Raw genomic sequence first — 14,889 nt, 5'->3', positions numbered from 1 at the left:
GTTGAGGGCAGCAGACGCGAGGTCTTACTTCTTGCCGGCCTTCTTCTTGCCGGCCACGGTCTTCTTCGGACCCTTGCGGGTACGGGCGTTCGTCTTCGTGCGCTGCCCACGAACGGGCAGGCCGCGACGGTGCCGAAGACCCTCGTAGCAACCGATCTCCATCTTGCGACGGATGTCGGCCGCGACCTCACGGCGAAGGTCACCCTCGACCTTGTAGTTCGTCTCGATGTGGTCCCGCAGCTTGGCGAGGTCGTCGTCCGTCAGATCCTTCACCCGGAGGTCCGGGGAGATCTCCGTGGCGGTGAGCAGCTCCTTGGAGCGCGTACGACCGATGCCGAAGATGTAGGTGAGCGCGATCTCCATCCGCTTTTCGCGGGGGAGGTCGACGCCAGCGAGTCGTGCCATGTGGCGGTTAACTCCTGTCGATTACTTCCAGGTCTGCTCCTCGCCCAATTCCGGTGACTGACTCGCTGTCTGTCGTTCCGGCTGCTCTCACAGCCGGTGTCCCGGCCCCGGCCTGGAATCCGGGGGTGTCCGCACGCATGGAGCCCGTGCGGTAGGTGCGAGGAGTTTCTGGTTACTGCGTCATCGAAAGACCCCGACGAGCGCGAGTGGAACTGCTCAGCCCTGGCGCTGCTTGTGGCGCAGGTTCTCGCAGATCACCATGACCCGGCCGTGACGGCGGATCACCTTGCACTTGTCGCAGATCTTCTTGACGCTCGGCTGAACCTTCACGCCTGAGATCTCCTGCTACTGGAGGTCACTTGTAGCGGTAGACGATGCGCCCGCGGGACAGGTCGTAGGGCGAGAGCTCCACGACAACCCGGTCCTCAGGGAGGATGCGGATGTAGTGCTGTCGCATCTTGCCGCTGATGTGCGCGAGTACCTTGTGACCGTTCTCCAACTCGACCCTGAACATCGCGTTGGGGAGCGGCTCGACTACGCGGCCCTCGACCTCAATGGCCCCGTCCTTCTTGCCCATGTCCTCCGCGTTTCGTGACGGTGATATTAACCTTTGGACGCGCGCCACCCCGGCTCGATCTGACCTCGGAGGGCACGACTGAACCGGCGCAACTGATGCGCCACCTGACCAGTGTACGCAGCTCACTGCGGCAACCCAAATCGGGTCCGCTCAGAGCCCGTGGCCGGCTGCGCACCCCGTTCGAGAACGGGCTTCAGGCGCGCGATGTCGTTGATCTCGGACTCGTGCCTGCCGAGCACCGAGCGCAGCGTCCGCAGGCGCTGAGCAGCGGTCCTCGCCCCGTACCCGGTCTCGTCGGAACACCGCTGAGCTGCGTTGTTCAGCGCAGCGTCGCCCGATCCGATCCCGTAGCTCTCCAGGCTCGGGTCGCCGGGCCCGCGCTGGGTGAACCCGGCGCTGTCGAGGCAGTGCAGCAACGTCGCCCCGGCGGCCCGCGTCTCGGCGGCCTCCGGCCCGGACCGGAGCAGGACGTCCCACTCCCGCACGACGACGTCGTGCAGCACCGTGATGCGACTCACTGCGTCGACGTACTCCCACGGCGCCGCGGCGCGGACACCGCCCCCGCACCCGCCGTCGACGGGCTCGGGCGGGCTGATGAAGTTCGGACGCCGCACGATGACGTCGGAGAACGGCGGTCGGCAGCCCTCCGCCGCCGCGATGGCGTCGGCCAGGAAGATCCGGTCGGCGATGCGCTCCGCCGGCACGTCCTGGTAGGTGAGATCGGTGGCCGGCTTCGTGGCAGCGCAGCCTACAAGTGGAATCAGAAGGGCGGACAGGACGAAACGGGTTACCCCCACAATGCCCCCAAGCATTGGACTCGTTCGTCAACCTCGACCGTATCGGGCCTGACAAACGAAATAGCCCCGTTCACCGGAGGGTGAACGGGGCTACGTCCGAAAACGCCGGGGCGCTACTCGGGTGCGGTGAGCACCCAGGGGCCGTCCTCGGTGATCGCGACGCTGTGCTCCCAGTGGGCGGCACGCGTGCCGTCGAGCGTGACGACGGTCCAGCCGTCCTCCAGCTCCTGGGAGTCGTCCGTGCCGAGCGTGAGCATCGGCTCGATCGCGATGGCCATGCCGACCTTGAGCCTGGGGCCCTTGCCGGGCTTGCCGAAGTTCGGCAGGAACGGCTCCATGTGCATCTTGGAGCCGATGCCGTGGCCGCCGTAGTCCGCGACGACGCCGTACTCGATGCCGTCGCGCTCCCCCGACTCGATGGCGGAGGACTCGATGGCGAACGAGATGTCCGTCAGCCGGCCGCCGGGCAGCGCTGCCTCGATGCCGGCGAGCATCGACAGCCGGGTCGCCTCGGACAGCTTGTGGTCCGCGGGAGACAGCTCGCCGACGCCGACCGTCACGGCCGAGTCGCCGTGCCAGTCGTCGAGGATCGCGCCGCAGTCGATGGAGATCAGGTCGCCCTCGGCCAGCACCTGCGTCTTGCTGGGGATGCCGTGGACGATCTGCTCGTTCACCGACGCGCAGATGCTCGCCGGGAAGCCGTGGTAGCCCTTGAAGGACGGGACGGCGCCGGCGTCGCGGATGGTCTGCTCGGCGATCTCGTCGAGGTCCCACGTGGAGACCCCGGGCTTCACCGCGTCCACGACGTTCTGCAACGCCCGTGCCACGACCAGGCCGGAGGCGCGCATGGCCTCCAGCTGGCCGCGGGTCTTGATCTCGATCTTGCTCATGCCTTCACGATCTGTTGCACGTGTGACGACGGAACGGAGCCTGTCGACCAGTCCGCCGGTCACTTCTCGTTCAGCGCGGCGAGTGCCCGTTCGCTGATCTCGTCGATCTCGCCCACCGCGTCGATGGAGATGACCTTCTCCGCGTAGTAGCTCAGCAGCGGCGCGGTCTCGTTGCGGTACACCTGCTGGCGGTGCCGGATGACGTCTTCCTTGTCGTCCGTGCGACCGCGTGCGAGCAACCGCTCCACCACGACGTCCTCGTCGACCCGGAACTCCAGCACCGCGTCGAGCGAGTGGCCACCGACAGCGAGGAACTCACCCAGCTTGTCGGCCTGGGCGACGTTGCGGGGGAACCCGTCGAGCAGGAACCCGTCCGCGGCGTCGGACTCGGCCAAGCGCTTGCGCACCATCTCGTTCGTGATGGAGTCCGGCACGAGAGCGCCCTCGTCGAGGATGCTCTGCACCTCCAGCCCGAGCTCGGTCTGGTTGCTGATGTGTGACCGGAAGAGGTCGCCCGTCGAGATGTGCGGCACGCCGAGCTTGCGGCTCAGAACTTCGGCCTGGGTGCCCTTGCCCGCACCGGGCGGGCCAACGAGAACGAGTCGCATCTAGCGGAGGAACCCTTCGTAATTGCGCTGCATGAGCTGGCTCTCGATCTGCTTCACGGTGTCGAGGCCGACACCGACCATGATCAGAACCGCGGTGCCGCCGAACGGGAAGTTCTGGTTCTGGCCGTCACCGGTCAGGTCCAGGAACAGGTTCGGCAGGATCGCCACGATGCCGAGGTAGAGCGAACCGGGAAGCGTGATGCGGCCCAGGACGAACTTGAGGTACTCGGCGGTGGGACGACCGGGACGGATGCCGGGGATGAAGCCACCGAACTTCTTCATCTCGTCAGCACGCTCGTCCGGGTTGAACGTGATGCCGACGTAGAAGTACGTGAAGAAGACGATCAGCAGGAAGTACGAGGCGATGTGCACCCAGCTCGACTGCTTGACCAGGTAGGTCTGGACGAACGTCGAGAACCAGTTCTGCTCGGTGGAGGTGCCCTGGGTGAGGCGCACGATCAGGTCCGGCAGGTACAGCAGCGAAGAGGCGAAGATGACCGGGATGACGCCGGCCTGGTTCACCTTGAGGGGGAGGTACGTCGACGTACCGCCGTACATGCGGCGGCCGATCATGCGCTTGGCGTACTGCACCGGAATGCGACGCTGAGCCTGCTCGACGTAGATGACGCTCGCGATGATGATCAGGGCTGCCACGACGACGAGCGCGAAGGTGAGGCCGCTCTTGTCGAGGATGTTCTTGCCCTCGGCCGGGATGCGGGCGGCGATACCGGTGAAGATCAGCAACGACATGCCGTTGCCGATGCCCTTCTCGGTGATCAGCTCACCCAGCCACATGATGACCGAGGTACCGGCGGTCATGGTGATGACCAGCACGATCAGCGTGAAGATGCTGTCCTTGTTCGGGATGACGTCCTGGTCGCACTCACCGAACAGCTGCCCGCGCACCGCGAGGGCGACGAGACCGGTGGACTGCAGGATCGCGAGCCCGATCGTCAGGTAACGCGTGTACTGCGTCAGCTTGCCCTGACCAGCCTGTCCTTCCTTCTTCAACTGCTCGAACCGCGGGATGACCACGGTGAGCAGCTGAATGATGATGCTCGCGGTGATGTAGGGCATGATGCCCAGCGCGAACACGGACAGGTTGAGCAACGCACCACCGCTGAACAGGTTGATCAGCGAGTAGATGTTCTGACCTTCAAGCTGTTCAGCACACGCGCGCACGTTCTTGAAGGAAACGCCCGGCGCGGGCATGGTCGCGCCAAGCCGATACACAATGATGATCCCGAGCGTGAACAGGATCTTCTTGCGTAGATCCGGCGTCGCGAGAGCCGAGCGGAATGCGCCGAGCACGCGAACCTCCTGAGCGTTGCCGACCCCCAGGGACCGGCACATGCGGTAGTTGGCAGGCCGAGTCAGGTAGCCACGACCAAGCAACCCGGAGGACATCCGGGTTCAGCCCGCGACTCTAACAGCCCTCCAGGACCAGCCCGTACCCAGTGGCCAATCACAGGTTCCAACTCGTTGATCTCTGACCGAACCACTAGGCCATCCGGGGTAGCAGCCCCAGCAATTCCGTGCTAGGACCAGCAATTACGCCGTCCGCGAACGTAAGCGAACACCCAAAAGTTCCTCAGGAAATACCCGCAAAGCGAACCCCACATGATCGCCAGCGAAGCCGAAGGCGAGCCGTCCTCCCCAGCGAAGCCGAAGGCGAGCCGTCCTCCCCAGCGAAGCCGAAGGCGAGCCGTCCTCCCCAGCGAAGCCGAAGGCGAGCCGTCCTCCCCAGCGAAGCCGAAGGCGAGCCGTCCTCCCCAGCGAAGCCGAAGGCGAGCCGTCCTCCCCAGCGAAGCCGAAGGCGAGCCGTCCTCCCCAGCGAAGCCGAAGGCGAGCCGTCTTTCCACACTGGCCAGGCGGTGGGTCCCGTCACGAGTCGCGCCATAGCTCTTGCTGCATGCGTGAAGGGGTGTCAAGCGGACACGCTTTTCGTCCGCTTGACACCCCTTCACGCATGTGGCCCGCTCTTGGCTCGGCTCGTGACGGGACCCACCGCCAAACGCACTCTCAACGCAACAGGCAGCCGCCCAACGCAACAGGCGTGCCATCAACCCACCCGTGGCGTGGACCCCCGATCAGATTGCCGGGGGTCTGGGGGCAGCGCCCCCAGAAAAATGCACGCAACGCAACCAGGCCGCCCGCAAGGTGACCACCCGCATGGTCGCCATCCGCAAGGTGACCATCCGCAAGGCGACCACCCGCATGCTCGCCACCCGCATGCTCGCCACCCGCATGCTCACCGACCACCCACAAGCGTCGCCGCCAGCACACGGCCACCCCAGCAACGCCAAAGGGCCCCGAGGCGAAGCCTCGGGGCCCTTCAGACAACTACCAGCGGCAAATCAGGAAGCCACGGTGGAAGACCCACCAGCAGCCGCCAACTTCTCCACAGCGGTCTTGGAGAACTTGTCAGCCGTGACGTCCAGCTTGACGGAGACGTCCCCGTCACCCAGCACCTTGACGAGCGAGCCCTTGCGGACCAGCCCGGCCAGCACCAGCGCGGGAACGTCCACCGAGCCGCCCTCCGGGAAGGAGGCAGCGATCGAGGAGACGTTCACGACCTGGTACTCGGTGCGGAACGGGTTCTTGAAGCCCTTGAGCTTCGGGAGCCGCATGTGCAGCGGCATCTGGCCACCTTCGAAGCGCGGCGAGACGTTCTTGCGAGCGCCCGTGCCCTTCGTACCGCGGCCGGCGGTCTTGCCCTTGGAGCCCTCACCACGACCGACGCGGGTCTTGGCGGTCTTGGCGCCGGGGGCCGGACGCAGATCGTGAATCTTGATGGTCACGACTGGACCTCCTCGACAACCACCAGGTGGCGCACGGCGTTGATCAGGCCGAGAACCTGGGGGGTGTCCTCACGCACGACCGACTGGCGGATCTTGCGCAGCCCGAGGGTGCGCATCGACTCGCGGTGGTTGTGCTTGGTACCGATGGTGCTCTTCACCTGGGTGATCTTGAGCTGAGCCATGATCAGACCCCCTGGCCCGCGCGAGCGCGGATCATGCCGGCGGGGGCGACGTCCTCGAGGGGCAGGCCACGACGAGCCGCGACCTCTTCCGGACGCTGCAGACCCTTGAGGGCCGCCACGGTCGCGTGCACGATGTTGATCGCGTTGTCGGAGCCGAGCGACTTCGACAGCACGTCGTGCACGCCGGCGCACTCGAGGACGGCGCGGACAGCGCCACCCGCGATGACACCGGTACCGGCCGAGGCCGGACGCAGCAGGACCACACCAGCGGCCTTCTCACCCTGGATCGGGTGGGGGATGGTGCCGGCGATGCGAGGCACGCGGAAGAAGTTCTTCTTCGCTTCCTCGACACCCTTGGCGATGGCCGCGGGAACTTCCTTGGCCTTGCCGTAGCCGACGCCGACCATGCCGTCGCCGTCACCCACCACGACGAGCGCGGTGAAGCTGAACCGACGACCACCCTTGACCACCTTGGAGACGCGGTTGATCGCAACCACGCGCTCGAGGTGGGGGGTCTTCTCCTGGGCCGCGCCGCCGCGGCCGCCGTCACGACGGTCGCGGCGCTCTCCGCGCTCGCCCCCGCCGCCTTCGCGACGCGTACGTCCTGGCATCAGGCGTCCCTCTCAATTCCAGAAATGATCATTGTCAGAACTCCAGCCCCGCCTCGCGAGCGGCATCCGCCAGAGCAGCGATCCTGCCGTGGTACGCGTTGCCACCGCGGTCGAACACGACCGCCGTGACGCCGGCGTCCTTGGCGCGGGCCGCGGCCAGCTGGCCGACCTTGGCCGCACGGGCCTTCTTGTCGCCGTCCAGGGCACGGACGTCGGCTTCCATGGAGGAAGCAGCCGCGATCGTGTGGCCCTTCAGGTCGTCGATGATCTGCACGGTGATGTGCTTCGACGAACGGTGCACGGCCAGGCGCGGACGCTCGGCGGTGCCGTTGACCTTCTTGCGGAGGCGGAAGTGGCGACGGGCCTTCGCAACACGACGCCTGGTGGAGATGTCCTTGCCCACCGGCTTGCGCTTCGTAACAGTCGACTCGCTCATGTCACTTACCCGTCTTTCCGACCTTGCGACGGATCTTCTCGCCCGAGTACCGGACGCCCTTACCCTTGTACGGGTCGGGCTTGCGCAGCTTGCGGATGTTGGCGGCAACCTCACCGACCAGCTGCTTGTCGATACCCGAGACGGAGAAACGGGTCGGGGTCTCGACCGCGAAGGTGATGCCCGCGGGGGCCTCCACCTTGACGGGGTGCGAGTAACCGAGCGCGAACTCGAGCTCAGAGCCCTTGAGCGCGACGCGGTAACCGACGCCGTGGATTTCCATCTTCTTTTCGTAACCCTGGGTCACGCCGACGACCATGTTGTGCACGAGCGTGCGCGACAGGCCGTGGAGCGCGCGGTTGCGCCGCTCGTCGTTCGGGCGCTTGACCTCGAGAGTGCCGTCTTCGGCCTTCTCGACGATGATCGGCTCAGCGAGCGTGAGCGTCAGGAGACCCTTGGGGCCCTTGATGCTGACGTCCTGACCGGCGATGTTCACGTCGACCCCGGAGGGGACAATGATCGGCTGCTTACCGATGCGCGACATGTCTACTCCCCCTTACCAAACGTAGGCGAGGACTTCTCCGCCCACGCCTGCCTTGTTGGCCTGACGGTCGGTCATGAGACCGCCAGAGGTCGAAATGATCGCCACGCCGAGGCCACCGAGAACTCGGGGCAGGCCAGTGGACTTCGCGTACACACGCAGACCGGGCTTGGACACGCGGCGGAGGCCGGCGATGCTGCGCTCACGGTTCGGGCCGTACTTCAGCTCGACGACCAGGTTCTTGGCCACCTCGCCGTCCTCGTCGCGGTACGAGGCGATGTAGCCCTCGCGCTTGAGGATCTCGGCGATGTTCGCCTTGATCTTGGAGTGCGGCATCACGACCTTGTCGTGGTAAGCCGAGTTCGCGTTCCGCAGACGAGTGAGCATGTCTGCGATGGGATCGGTCATCGTCATGGTGACCTGGTCAACCTTTCTCGCTGCGGTTCACCGGCTCAGGGTCCAGACCCGCCCTCCCCCGGCGGGGAGAGGGCAGGACGGTCGTGTGCGGGCCTACAGCGAAGTTATGAAGCTTGTGGAATTACCAGCTGGACTTGCTCACGCCAGGCAGCTCACCGCGGTGAGCCATCTCGCGCAGGCAGATCCGGCAGAGGCCGAACTTGCGGAACACCGCGTGGGGGCGGCCGCAACGCTGGCACCGGGTGTAACCCCGGACCTTGAACTTCGGCTTCTTCGCGGCCTTGTTGATCAACGCCTTCTTGGCCATCGAGTCAGTTCTCCTTGAACGGGAAGCCCAGGTGCTTCAGCAGCGCCCGGCCCTCCTCGTCGTTCGTGGCGGTGGTGACGACGGTGATGTCCATGCCGCGAGGCCGGTCGATAGCGTCCGGGTCGATCTCGTGGAACATCGACTGCTCGTTCAGACCGAACGTGTAGTTGCCGTTGCCGTCGAACTGCTTGCCCGAGAGGCCGCGGAAGTCGCGGATACGGGGCAGCGCGATCGTCAGCAGACGGTCGAGGAACTCCCACATGCGGTCGCCGCGCAGCGTGACGCGCGCGCCGATCGGCATGCCTTCACGCAGCTTGAACTGCGCGATGGACTTGCGGGCCCGGCGGACCTCGGGACGCTGGCCGGTGATGATCGACAGGTCCCTGACGGCACCCTCGATCAGCTTGCCGTCACGGGCGGCGTCGCCGACACCCATGTTGACGACGACCTTCACGACGCCCGGGATCTGCATGACGTTGGAGAAGTCGAACTGCTTCTGCAGTTCGGCCTTCACCTCGTCGCGGTAGCGCGTCTTGAGCCGCGGGATGATCTTCTCTGCGGTAGTCATGATCAGATGTCCTTCCCGTTACGACGGGAAATGCGGACCCGCTTGCCCTCGTCGTTCGTCCGGTAACCAACACGGGTCGGCTTGCCGTCCGAGTCGACCACCATCACGTTGGAGACGTTGATCGGAGCTTCCTGGGTCACGATGCCACCAGACTGCGCGCCCCGCTGGGTCTGCGTGATCTTGGTGTGCTTCTTGATCCGGTTGACGCCCTCGACCAGGACCTTGCCGTTCTCCGGGTAGGCCTGGATGACCTTGCCCTTCGCGCCCTTGTCCTTGCCGGCGATGACGACGACCGTGTCGCCCTTTTTCACCTTCATGGTCAGAGCACCTCCGGAGCCAGCGAGATGATCTTCATGAACTTCTTGTCGCGCAGCTCACGACCGACCGGGCCGAAGATGCGGGTACCGCGCGGCTCGTTGTCGTTCTTGATGAGCACGGCGGCGTTCTCGTCGAAGCGGATGTACGAGCCATCCGGACGACGGCGCTCCTTGACGGTGCGGACGATGACGGCCTTGACGACGTCACCCTTCTTCACGCCGGCACCGGGGATCGCGTCCTTGACGGTCGCGACGATGATGTCGCCGATGCCCGCGTAGCGGCGACCCGAACCACCGAGAACACGGATGCAAAGGATTTCCTTCGCACCAGTGTTGTCGGCGACACGAAGTCGCGACTCCTGCTGAATCACTTACTTGCTCCTGACCATTCCTGGCCCGCCGGATTTCCGACCCGACGGGCTCGGTCTGTCTAGAAAGGACTACTTGGCCTTCTCGAGGATCTGCACGAGACGCCACCGCTTGGTCGCCGACAGGGGCCGGGTCTCCATGAGCAGGACTCGGTCGCCGATGCCCGCCGCGTTCTCCTCGTCGTGCACCTTCACCTTGGTGGTGGAGCGCATGATCTTGGAGTAACGCGGGTGCTTCTTGCGGTCCTCGAGCGCGACCACGATCGTCTTGTCCATCTTGTCGGACACGACGAGGCCCTCACGGACCTTGCGGTCGTTGCGCTTCTCGGTCTGGACTTCGTTGCTTTCGGTCATGCCGCACCCTCACCAGTGGAATCCGGCGTGACGGAGAGCCCGAGCTCCCGCTCCCGCATCACGGTGTAGATCCGGGCAATGTCATGCCGGACCGTGCGCAGACGCCGGTTGTTGTCGAGCTGGCCCGTGGCCATCTGAAAACGAAGGTTGAACAGCTCTTCCTTCGATTCCTTCAGACGCAGCACGAGCTCTTCCTCGGTGAGCTCACGCAGCTCGGAAGCGGTAGTACCCGCTGCCATCAGAACTCACCACCCTCACGCGTAACGATGCGGCACTTCATCGGGAGCTTGTGGATCGCGCGGCGAAGCGCCTCGCGAGCGACCTGCTCGTTCGGGAAGGCCATCTCGAAGAGGACGCGACCCGGCTTGACGTTGGCCACCCACCACTCCGGCGAACCCTTACCGGAACCCATGCGGGTCTCGGCCGGCTTCTTCGTCAGCGGACGGTCCGGGAAGATGTTGATCCAGACCTTGCCGCCACGACGGATGTGGCGAGTGATGGCGATACGAGCGGACTCGATCTGCCGGTTCGTCACGTAGGCCGGCTCCAGAGCCTGGATGCCGTACTCACCGAAGGTGACCTTCGTGCCGCCCTTGGCAGCGCCCGAACGCTTCGGGTGGTGCTGCTTGCGGTGCTTGACCCTACGAGGGATGAGCATGACTCAGCTCTCCGTCTTCTCTGCAGAAGCCGGGGCCTCGGCCGACGCGGAAGCGTCGGCGGCGGCACGGCCGGCCTCGGTGCTCGTCGCGGTGGTGCCGCTGGCACCGGAACGACGGGCCCGGTTCGGACGCTCGCCACGGTCGCGGCGCGGGGCGCGGTCGGCTCCCTGAGCCGGGGCCGCGTCGAGCGCGCGCTTGGCCGAGATGCCACCGACGATGTCGCCCTTGTAGATCCACACCTTCACGCCGATACGGCCGAACGTGGTGCGGGCCTCGAAGAAGCCGTAGTCGATGTTGGCGCGGAGCGTGTGCAGCGGCACGCGGCCGTCGCGGTAGTGCTCCGAGCGGGACATCTCGGCGCCGCCGAGGCGACCGCCGCACTGCACGCGAATGCCCTTGACCTGCGGCGAACGCATGGCCGACTGAATGGCCTTGCGCATCGCGCGCCGGAAGGCGACGCGGTTGGACAGCTGCTCGGCGACACCCTGTGCCACGAGCTGCGCGTCCGACTCGGGGCTCTTGACCTCGAGGATGTTCAGCTGGACCTGCTTCTTGGTGAGCTTCTCCAGCTCACCGCGGATGCGGTCCGCCTCGGCACCACGACGGCCGATGACGATGCCCGGCCGGGCGGTGTGGATGTCGACGCGCACCCGGTCACGGGTCCGTTCGATCTCCACCTTGGAGATGCCGGCACGCTCCATGCCCTTGCTGAGCAGGCGGCGGATCTTGACGTCCTCCGCCACGTACTCGGCGTACTGCTTGTCTGCGTACCAGCGGGACTTCCAGTCGGTGGTGATCCCCAGCCGGAAGCCGTGCGGGTTGATCTTCTGGCCCACTACCGCGTTCCCTTCACGCTGGTCTTCTTGGGACGAGACTCCACCTCGATGGTGATGTGGCTCGTCCGCTTGCGGATCCGGTACGCGCGGCCCTGGGCACGCGGGCGGAAACGCTTGAGGGTCGGACCCTCGTCCACGTAGGCCACCGCAACCCAGAGGGTCGAGGGGTCCAGGGACATGTTGTTCTCGGCATTGGCCATGGCGCTGGCGAGCACCTTCGCGACCGGCTCAGAAGCGGCCTGGGGCGCGAACTGGAGCACGGCCAGGGCCTCGCTTGCGTTACGACCCTTGATGAGCTCGACGACGCGACGGACCTTCATGGGGGTGTCGCGGACGTAGCGAGCCCGAGCCACGGCGCGCGGAAACTCCTGCGCCTCAGCGTCCTTACGGGCGTTCATCGCTGCTTTTCCCTTGCTCTTCTCAGTTCGACGCCTAGCGGCGACGAGACTTCCGGTCGTCCTTGATGTGGCCCTTGAAGGTGCGGGTCGGGGCGAACTCGCCCAGCTTGTGCCCGACCATCGCCTCGGTCACGAACACCGGGACGTGCTTGCGGCCGTCGTGCACCGCGATGGTGTGACCCAGCATGTCCGGGATGATCGTGGAGCGGCGGGACCACGTCTTGATGACGGTCTTCTTGCCCGCTTCGTTCTGAACGTCCACCTTCTTGAGCAGGTGGTCGTCGACGAAGGGACCCTTCTTAAGGCTGCGAGGCATCCTTCACTCCCTCCCTGCTCAGCGCTTCTTACCGGTGCGACGACGCCGGACGATGAGCTTGTCGCTTGGCTTACGGCGGCGGGTGCGACCCTCGGGCTTACCAGCCGGGTTCACCGGGTGGCGACCACCGGAGGTCTTACCCTCACCACCACCATGCGGGTGGTCAACGGGGTTCATGGCGACACCGCGGACGGTGGGCTTCTTGCCCTTCCACCGCATGCGGCCGGCCTTGCCCCAGTTGATGTTCTGGTGGTCCTTGTTGCCGACCTCGCCGAGCGTGGCGCGGCAGCGCACGTCCACGTTGCGGATTTCGCCCGAGGGCAACCGCAGCTGGGCGTACGGACCGTCCTTCGCCACGAGCTGGACCGAGGCACCAGCCGAGCGAGCCATCTTCGCGCCGCCACCGGGGCGGAGCTCGATCGCGTGGATCACGGAACCGACCGGGATGTTGCGCAGCGGCAGGTTGTTACCCGGCTTGATGTCGGCCTTGGGGCCGTTCTCAACCGTGTCACCCTGCTTGAGCTTCTCCGGGGCGATGATGTAGCGCTTCTCGCCGTCTGCGTAGTGCAGCAGCGCGATGCGCGCGGTGCGGTTGGGGTCGTACTCGATGTGAGCGACCTTGGCCGGCACGCCGTCCTTGTCGTTGCGACGGAAGTCGATCAGGCGGTAAGCCCGCTTGTGACCGCCGCCCTTGTGACGCGTGGTGATCTTGCCCGACGCGTTGCGTCCACCCAGCTTGTGCAGCGGGCGGATCAGCGACTTCTCCGGAGTCGACCGAGTGATCTCGGCGAAGTCGGAGACGCTCGCACCGCGACGACCAGGCGTCGTCGGCTTGTACTTGCGAATGCCCATCTCTACGCAGTCCTCGTCATCAGGCGGCAGGGCCGCCGAAGATCTCGATCGACTTGCTGTCAGCCGACAGCGTGACGATCGCGCGCTTCGTGTCCTTGCGCTTGCCGAAACCGCTCTTGGTCCGCTTGCGCTTGCCCTGGCGGTTGATGGTGTTGACGCTGACGACCTTGACGCCGAAGACCTTCTCCACGGCAATCTTGATCTGGGTCTTGTTCGACCCCGGCGCCACCAAGAAGGTGTACTTGTTCTCCTCGAGCAGCCCGTAGGACTTCTCGGAGATGACCGGCGCGAGCAAGATGTCCCTGTGGTCGGGGATCACTTGGAACCCTCCTCGTCCACTACGACCGCCGTGGCCTCAGCCGAGCCAGAACCCTGCTGGGACTTGCTGGCGAGGAACACGTCGAGCGAGTCCTTGGTGAACACCACGTCGTCGTTGACGAGCACGTCGTAGGTGTTGAGCTGGTCGGGCGCGATCACGTGCACGTGCTGAAGGTTCCGCACGCTGACCCACGCGACCTCGTCGGTGCGGTTGAGCACCACGAGAACGCGACGAGCCTGGGTGACCGACTCCAGGACCTTGCGCGCGGTCTTGGTCGACGGGGTGTCCCCGTCCACCAGGCCGGACACGACGTGGACCTGGTTCGCGCGAGCCCGGTCGGAGAGGGCGCCACGCAGAGCGGCGGCCTTCATCTTCTTGGGCGTCCGCTGCGAGTAGTCGCGCGGCTGCGGGCCGTGGACGACGCCACCGCCGACGAACTGCGGCGAACGGGTCGAGCCCTGGCGGGCACGGCCGGTGCCCTTCTGGCGGTAAGGCTTCTTGCCACCGCCGGACACCTCGCCGCGGGTCTTCGTGGAGTGCGTGCCCTGGCGCGCGGCGGCCTGCTGGGCCACGACGACCTGGTGCAGCAGCGCCACGTTGGCCTGCGCGTCGAAGACGGAAGCCGGCAGCTCGACAGAGCCGGCGGTCTTGCCGTCCGGGGTGCGGATCTCAACAGTCGACATCAGGCACCGCCCTTCGCAGCAGTCTTGACGAACACCAGACCGCCCTTGGGACCGGGAACCGCGCCCTTGATGAGCAGCAGCCCGTTCTCAATGTCGATCTTGTGCACCTTCAGGTTCTGGGTCGTCACACGCTCGTGGCCCATGCGGCCAGCCATGCGCAGACCCTTGAAGACGCGACCAGGCGTGGCACAGCCGCCGATGGAACCCGGCGAGCGGTGCTTGCGCTGGGTGCCGTGGCTGGAGCCGAGGCCCTTGAAGTTGTGGCGCTTCATGACACCCGCGGTGCCCTTGCCCTTGCTGGTGCCGGTGATGTCGACAACAGCGCCGGCCTCGAACACCTCAGCGGTGATCTCCTGGCCGACCGTGTACTCGCTGGCGTCCGCCGTGCGCAGCTCCACCAGGTGGCGACGGGGCGTGACCCCGGCCTTGGCGAAGTGGCCCGCGACGGGCTTGTTGACCTTGCGCGGGTCAATCGCGCCGGCCGCCAGCTGGACGGCGGTGTAGCCGTCCTTCTCTTCGGTGCGTACCTGGGTCACGACATTGGGCTCAGCCTTGACGACCGTCACCGGGACAACCCGGTTGTTCTCGTCGAAGACCTGAGTCATGCCGAGCTTGGTGCCCAGGATGCCCTTCATCTGCCTGTCAGACAT

General features: G+C 65.9%; 27 protein-coding genes. All 27 read right to left on the bottom strand.

All coding sequences use genetic code 11. The annotated features are described in order from the left end of the window. Positions 1-24 precede the first annotated feature (24 nt). Complete coding sequence (gene rpsM, locus DFR72_RS19515) at positions 25-405, bottom strand: 30S ribosomal protein S13 (RefSeq protein WP_030478319.1); 381 nt, start codon at positions 403-405, stop codon at positions 25-27. Positions 406-621: 216 nt separating this feature from the next. Next, the gene (gene rpmJ / locus DFR72_RS19510) at positions 622-735 is read right to left on the bottom strand and encodes a 50S ribosomal protein L36 (protein WP_010148647.1); all 114 of its coding nucleotides are present in this window, start codon (positions 733-735) and stop codon (positions 622-624) included. 25 nt (positions 736-760) lie between these two features. After that, the gene (infA, locus tag DFR72_RS19505) at positions 761-982 is read right to left on the bottom strand and encodes a translation initiation factor IF-1 (protein ID WP_005166804.1); all 222 of its coding nucleotides are present in this window, start codon (positions 980-982) and stop codon (positions 761-763) included. Between the two features lie 122 nt (positions 983-1,104). Beyond that, the gene (locus DFR72_RS19500; protein ID WP_090074344.1) at positions 1,105-1,686 is read right to left on the bottom strand and encodes a hypothetical protein; all 582 of its coding nucleotides are present in this window, start codon (positions 1,684-1,686) and stop codon (positions 1,105-1,107) included. 206 nt (positions 1,687-1,892) lie between these two features. Further along, positions 1,893-2,669, bottom strand: a complete 777-nt coding sequence (gene map, locus DFR72_RS19495) for a type I methionyl aminopeptidase (protein WP_090015408.1) — start codon at positions 2,667-2,669, stop codon at positions 1,893-1,895. Between the two features lie 59 nt (positions 2,670-2,728). Then, positions 2,729-3,277 carry an adenylate kinase gene (locus DFR72_RS19490; RefSeq protein ID WP_090074342.1) on the bottom strand — a complete coding sequence of 183 codons (549 nt, stop codon included), beginning with the start codon at positions 3,275-3,277 and terminating at the stop codon, positions 2,729-2,731. Beyond that, positions 3,278-4,588 (bottom strand): preprotein translocase subunit SecY, encoded by a 1,311-nt coding sequence (secY, locus tag DFR72_RS19485; protein WP_090074434.1) that lies wholly within the window; start codon positions 4,586-4,588, stop codon positions 3,278-3,280. A gap of 1,046 nt (positions 4,589-5,634) precedes the next feature. Continuing rightward, positions 5,635-6,078 carry a 50S ribosomal protein L15 gene (gene rplO, locus DFR72_RS19480; protein ID WP_030478314.1) on the bottom strand — a complete coding sequence of 148 codons (444 nt, stop codon included), beginning with the start codon at positions 6,076-6,078 and terminating at the stop codon, positions 5,635-5,637. Then, the gene (gene rpmD / locus DFR72_RS19475) at positions 6,075-6,260 is read right to left on the bottom strand and encodes a 50S ribosomal protein L30 (RefSeq protein WP_030478313.1); all 186 of its coding nucleotides are present in this window, start codon (positions 6,258-6,260) and stop codon (positions 6,075-6,077) included. Before rpmD ends, rplO begins: the two co-directional genes overlap by 4 nt. Before the next feature lie 2 nt (positions 6,261-6,262). Further along, complete coding sequence (gene rpsE / locus DFR72_RS19470; RefSeq protein ID WP_053733140.1) at positions 6,263-6,871, bottom strand: 30S ribosomal protein S5; 609 nt, start codon at positions 6,869-6,871, stop codon at positions 6,263-6,265. Positions 6,872-6,905: 34 nt separating this feature from the next. After that, positions 6,906-7,307: a 50S ribosomal protein L18 gene (rplR, locus tag DFR72_RS19465; protein WP_030478311.1), complete on the bottom strand. Its 402-nt coding sequence runs from the start codon at positions 7,305-7,307 to the stop codon at positions 6,906-6,908. Position 7,308: 1 nt separating this feature from the next. Then, entirely contained in the window at positions 7,309-7,848 is a 540-nt protein-coding gene (gene rplF, locus DFR72_RS19460; RefSeq protein WP_045309814.1) for a 50S ribosomal protein L6, read from the bottom strand. 12 nt (positions 7,849-7,860) lie between these two features. Continuing rightward, positions 7,861-8,259 carry a 30S ribosomal protein S8 gene (gene rpsH, locus DFR72_RS19455; protein WP_030478309.1) on the bottom strand — a complete coding sequence of 133 codons (399 nt, stop codon included), beginning with the start codon at positions 8,257-8,259 and terminating at the stop codon, positions 7,861-7,863. A 124-nt stretch (positions 8,260-8,383) separates the two neighbouring features. After that, the gene (locus DFR72_RS19450; RefSeq protein ID WP_030473455.1) at positions 8,384-8,569 is read right to left on the bottom strand and encodes a type Z 30S ribosomal protein S14; all 186 of its coding nucleotides are present in this window, start codon (positions 8,567-8,569) and stop codon (positions 8,384-8,386) included. A 4-nt stretch (positions 8,570-8,573) separates the two neighbouring features. Next, complete coding sequence (gene rplE / locus DFR72_RS19445; RefSeq protein WP_090065865.1) at positions 8,574-9,137, bottom strand: 50S ribosomal protein L5; 564 nt, start codon at positions 9,135-9,137, stop codon at positions 8,574-8,576. A 2-nt stretch (positions 9,138-9,139) separates the two neighbouring features. After that, positions 9,140-9,454 (bottom strand): 50S ribosomal protein L24, encoded by a 315-nt coding sequence (rplX, locus tag DFR72_RS19440; RefSeq protein WP_090065866.1) that lies wholly within the window; start codon positions 9,452-9,454, stop codon positions 9,140-9,142. A gap of 2 nt (positions 9,455-9,456) precedes the next feature. Then, on the bottom strand, positions 9,457-9,825 hold the full coding sequence (gene rplN, locus DFR72_RS19435) for a 50S ribosomal protein L14 (protein WP_030478306.1): 369 nt from the start codon (positions 9,823-9,825) through the stop codon (positions 9,457-9,459). Positions 9,826-9,894: 69 nt separating this feature from the next. Further along, positions 9,895-10,176: a 30S ribosomal protein S17 gene (gene rpsQ / locus DFR72_RS19430; RefSeq protein ID WP_053733143.1), complete on the bottom strand. Its 282-nt coding sequence runs from the start codon at positions 10,174-10,176 to the stop codon at positions 9,895-9,897. After that, positions 10,173-10,415, bottom strand: coding sequence for a 50S ribosomal protein L29 (gene rpmC / locus DFR72_RS19425; RefSeq protein WP_030478304.1), 243 nt, complete (start codon positions 10,413-10,415; stop codon positions 10,173-10,175). The genes rpsQ and rpmC overlap by 4 nt, the downstream gene beginning before the upstream one ends. Further along, positions 10,415-10,834 (bottom strand): 50S ribosomal protein L16, encoded by a 420-nt coding sequence (rplP, locus tag DFR72_RS19420; protein WP_030473461.1) that lies wholly within the window; start codon positions 10,832-10,834, stop codon positions 10,415-10,417. The genes rpmC and rplP overlap by 1 nt, the downstream gene beginning before the upstream one ends. A gap of 3 nt (positions 10,835-10,837) precedes the next feature. Continuing rightward, the gene (gene rpsC / locus DFR72_RS19415; protein ID WP_090065867.1) at positions 10,838-11,671 is read right to left on the bottom strand and encodes a 30S ribosomal protein S3; all 834 of its coding nucleotides are present in this window, start codon (positions 11,669-11,671) and stop codon (positions 10,838-10,840) included. Next, positions 11,671-12,069, bottom strand: a complete 399-nt coding sequence (rplV, locus tag DFR72_RS19410) for a 50S ribosomal protein L22 (RefSeq protein WP_030478301.1) — start codon at positions 12,067-12,069, stop codon at positions 11,671-11,673. The genes rpsC and rplV overlap by 1 nt, the downstream gene beginning before the upstream one ends. A gap of 34 nt (positions 12,070-12,103) precedes the next feature. Further along, a complete protein-coding gene (gene rpsS / locus DFR72_RS19405) occupies positions 12,104-12,385 on the bottom strand; it encodes a 30S ribosomal protein S19 (protein ID WP_030478300.1) in 282 nt (93 codons plus the stop codon). 18 nt (positions 12,386-12,403) lie between these two features. Next, a complete protein-coding gene (rplB, locus tag DFR72_RS19400; protein ID WP_030478299.1) occupies positions 12,404-13,237 on the bottom strand; it encodes a 50S ribosomal protein L2 in 834 nt (277 codons plus the stop codon). A 19-nt stretch (positions 13,238-13,256) separates the two neighbouring features. Continuing rightward, entirely contained in the window at positions 13,257-13,556 is a 300-nt protein-coding gene (rplW, locus tag DFR72_RS19395; RefSeq protein WP_090065868.1) for a 50S ribosomal protein L23, read from the bottom strand. After that, entirely contained in the window at positions 13,553-14,239 is a 687-nt protein-coding gene (gene rplD, locus DFR72_RS19390) for a 50S ribosomal protein L4 (protein ID WP_090065869.1), read from the bottom strand. Before rplD ends, rplW begins: the two co-directional genes overlap by 4 nt. Next, positions 14,239-14,889, bottom strand: a complete 651-nt coding sequence (gene rplC / locus DFR72_RS19385; RefSeq protein ID WP_090065870.1) for a 50S ribosomal protein L3 — start codon at positions 14,887-14,889, stop codon at positions 14,239-14,241. The genes rplD and rplC overlap by 1 nt, the downstream gene beginning before the upstream one ends.

The sequence above is a fragment of the Lentzea flaviverrucosa genome (genome assembly GCF_003350445.1).
GTDB lineage: Bacteria > Actinomycetota > Actinomycetes > Mycobacteriales > Pseudonocardiaceae > Lentzea > Lentzea californiensis.
This window is presented reverse-complemented; position numbering and strand designations above follow the sequence as displayed.

Coding starts and splice junctions, on each gene's coding strand:
- infA (WP_005166804.1), bottom strand. CDS start 982: ATGGGCAAGAAGGACGGGGCCATTGAGGTCGAGGGCCGCGTAGTCGAG.
- rplB (WP_030478299.1), bottom strand. CDS start 13,237: ATGGGCATTCGCAAGTACAAGCCGACGACGCCTGGTCGTCGCGGTGCG.
- rplV (WP_030478301.1), bottom strand. CDS start 12,069: ATGAACGCCCGTAAGGACGCTGAGGCGCAGGAGTTTCCGCGCGCCGTG.
- rplR (WP_030478311.1), bottom strand. CDS start 7,307: ATGAGCGAGTCGACTGTTACGAAGCGCAAGCCGGTGGGCAAGGACATC.
- rpsQ (WP_053733143.1), bottom strand. CDS start 10,176: ATGACCGAAAGCAACGAAGTCCAGACCGAGAAGCGCAACGACCGCAAG.
- rpmD (WP_030478313.1), bottom strand. CDS start 6,260: ATGGCTCAGCTCAAGATCACCCAGGTGAAGAGCACCATCGGTACCAAG.
- rpsE (WP_053733140.1), bottom strand. CDS start 6,871: ATGCCAGGACGTACGCGTCGCGAAGGCGGCGGGGGCGAGCGCGGAGAG.
- map (WP_090015408.1), bottom strand. CDS start 2,669: ATGAGCAAGATCGAGATCAAGACCCGCGGCCAGCTGGAGGCCATGCGC.
- rplX (WP_090065866.1), bottom strand. CDS start 9,454: ATGAAGGTGAAAAAGGGCGACACGGTCGTCGTCATCGCCGGCAAGGAC.
- rplD (WP_090065869.1), bottom strand. CDS start 14,239: ATGTCGACTGTTGAGATCCGCACCCCGGACGGCAAGACCGCCGGCTCT.
- rpmC (WP_030478304.1), bottom strand. CDS start 10,415: ATGGCAGCGGGTACTACCGCTTCCGAGCTGCGTGAGCTCACCGAGGAA.
- rplC (WP_090065870.1), bottom strand. CDS start 14,889: ATGTCTGACAGGCAGATGAAGGGCATCCTGGGCACCAAGCTCGGCATG.
- rpsH (WP_030478309.1), bottom strand. CDS start 8,259: ATGACGATGACCGATCCCATCGCAGACATGCTCACTCGTCTGCGGAAC.
- rplE (WP_090065865.1), bottom strand. CDS start 9,137: ATGACTACCGCAGAGAAGATCATCCCGCGGCTCAAGACGCGCTACCGC.
- rpsM (WP_030478319.1), bottom strand. CDS start 405: ATGGCACGACTCGCTGGCGTCGACCTCCCCCGCGAAAAGCGGATGGAG.
- DFR72_RS19450 (WP_030473455.1), bottom strand. CDS start 8,569: ATGGCCAAGAAGGCGTTGATCAACAAGGCCGCGAAGAAGCCGAAGTTC.
- DFR72_RS19490 (WP_090074342.1), bottom strand. CDS start 3,277: ATGCGACTCGTTCTCGTTGGCCCGCCCGGTGCGGGCAAGGGCACCCAG.
- rpsS (WP_030478300.1), bottom strand. CDS start 12,385: ATGCCTCGCAGCCTTAAGAAGGGTCCCTTCGTCGACGACCACCTGCTC.
- rplF (WP_045309814.1), bottom strand. CDS start 7,848: ATGTCGCGCATCGGTAAGCAGCCGATCATTGTCCCCTCCGGGGTCGAC.
- rplP (WP_030473461.1), bottom strand. CDS start 10,834: ATGCTCATCCCTCGTAGGGTCAAGCACCGCAAGCAGCACCACCCGAAG.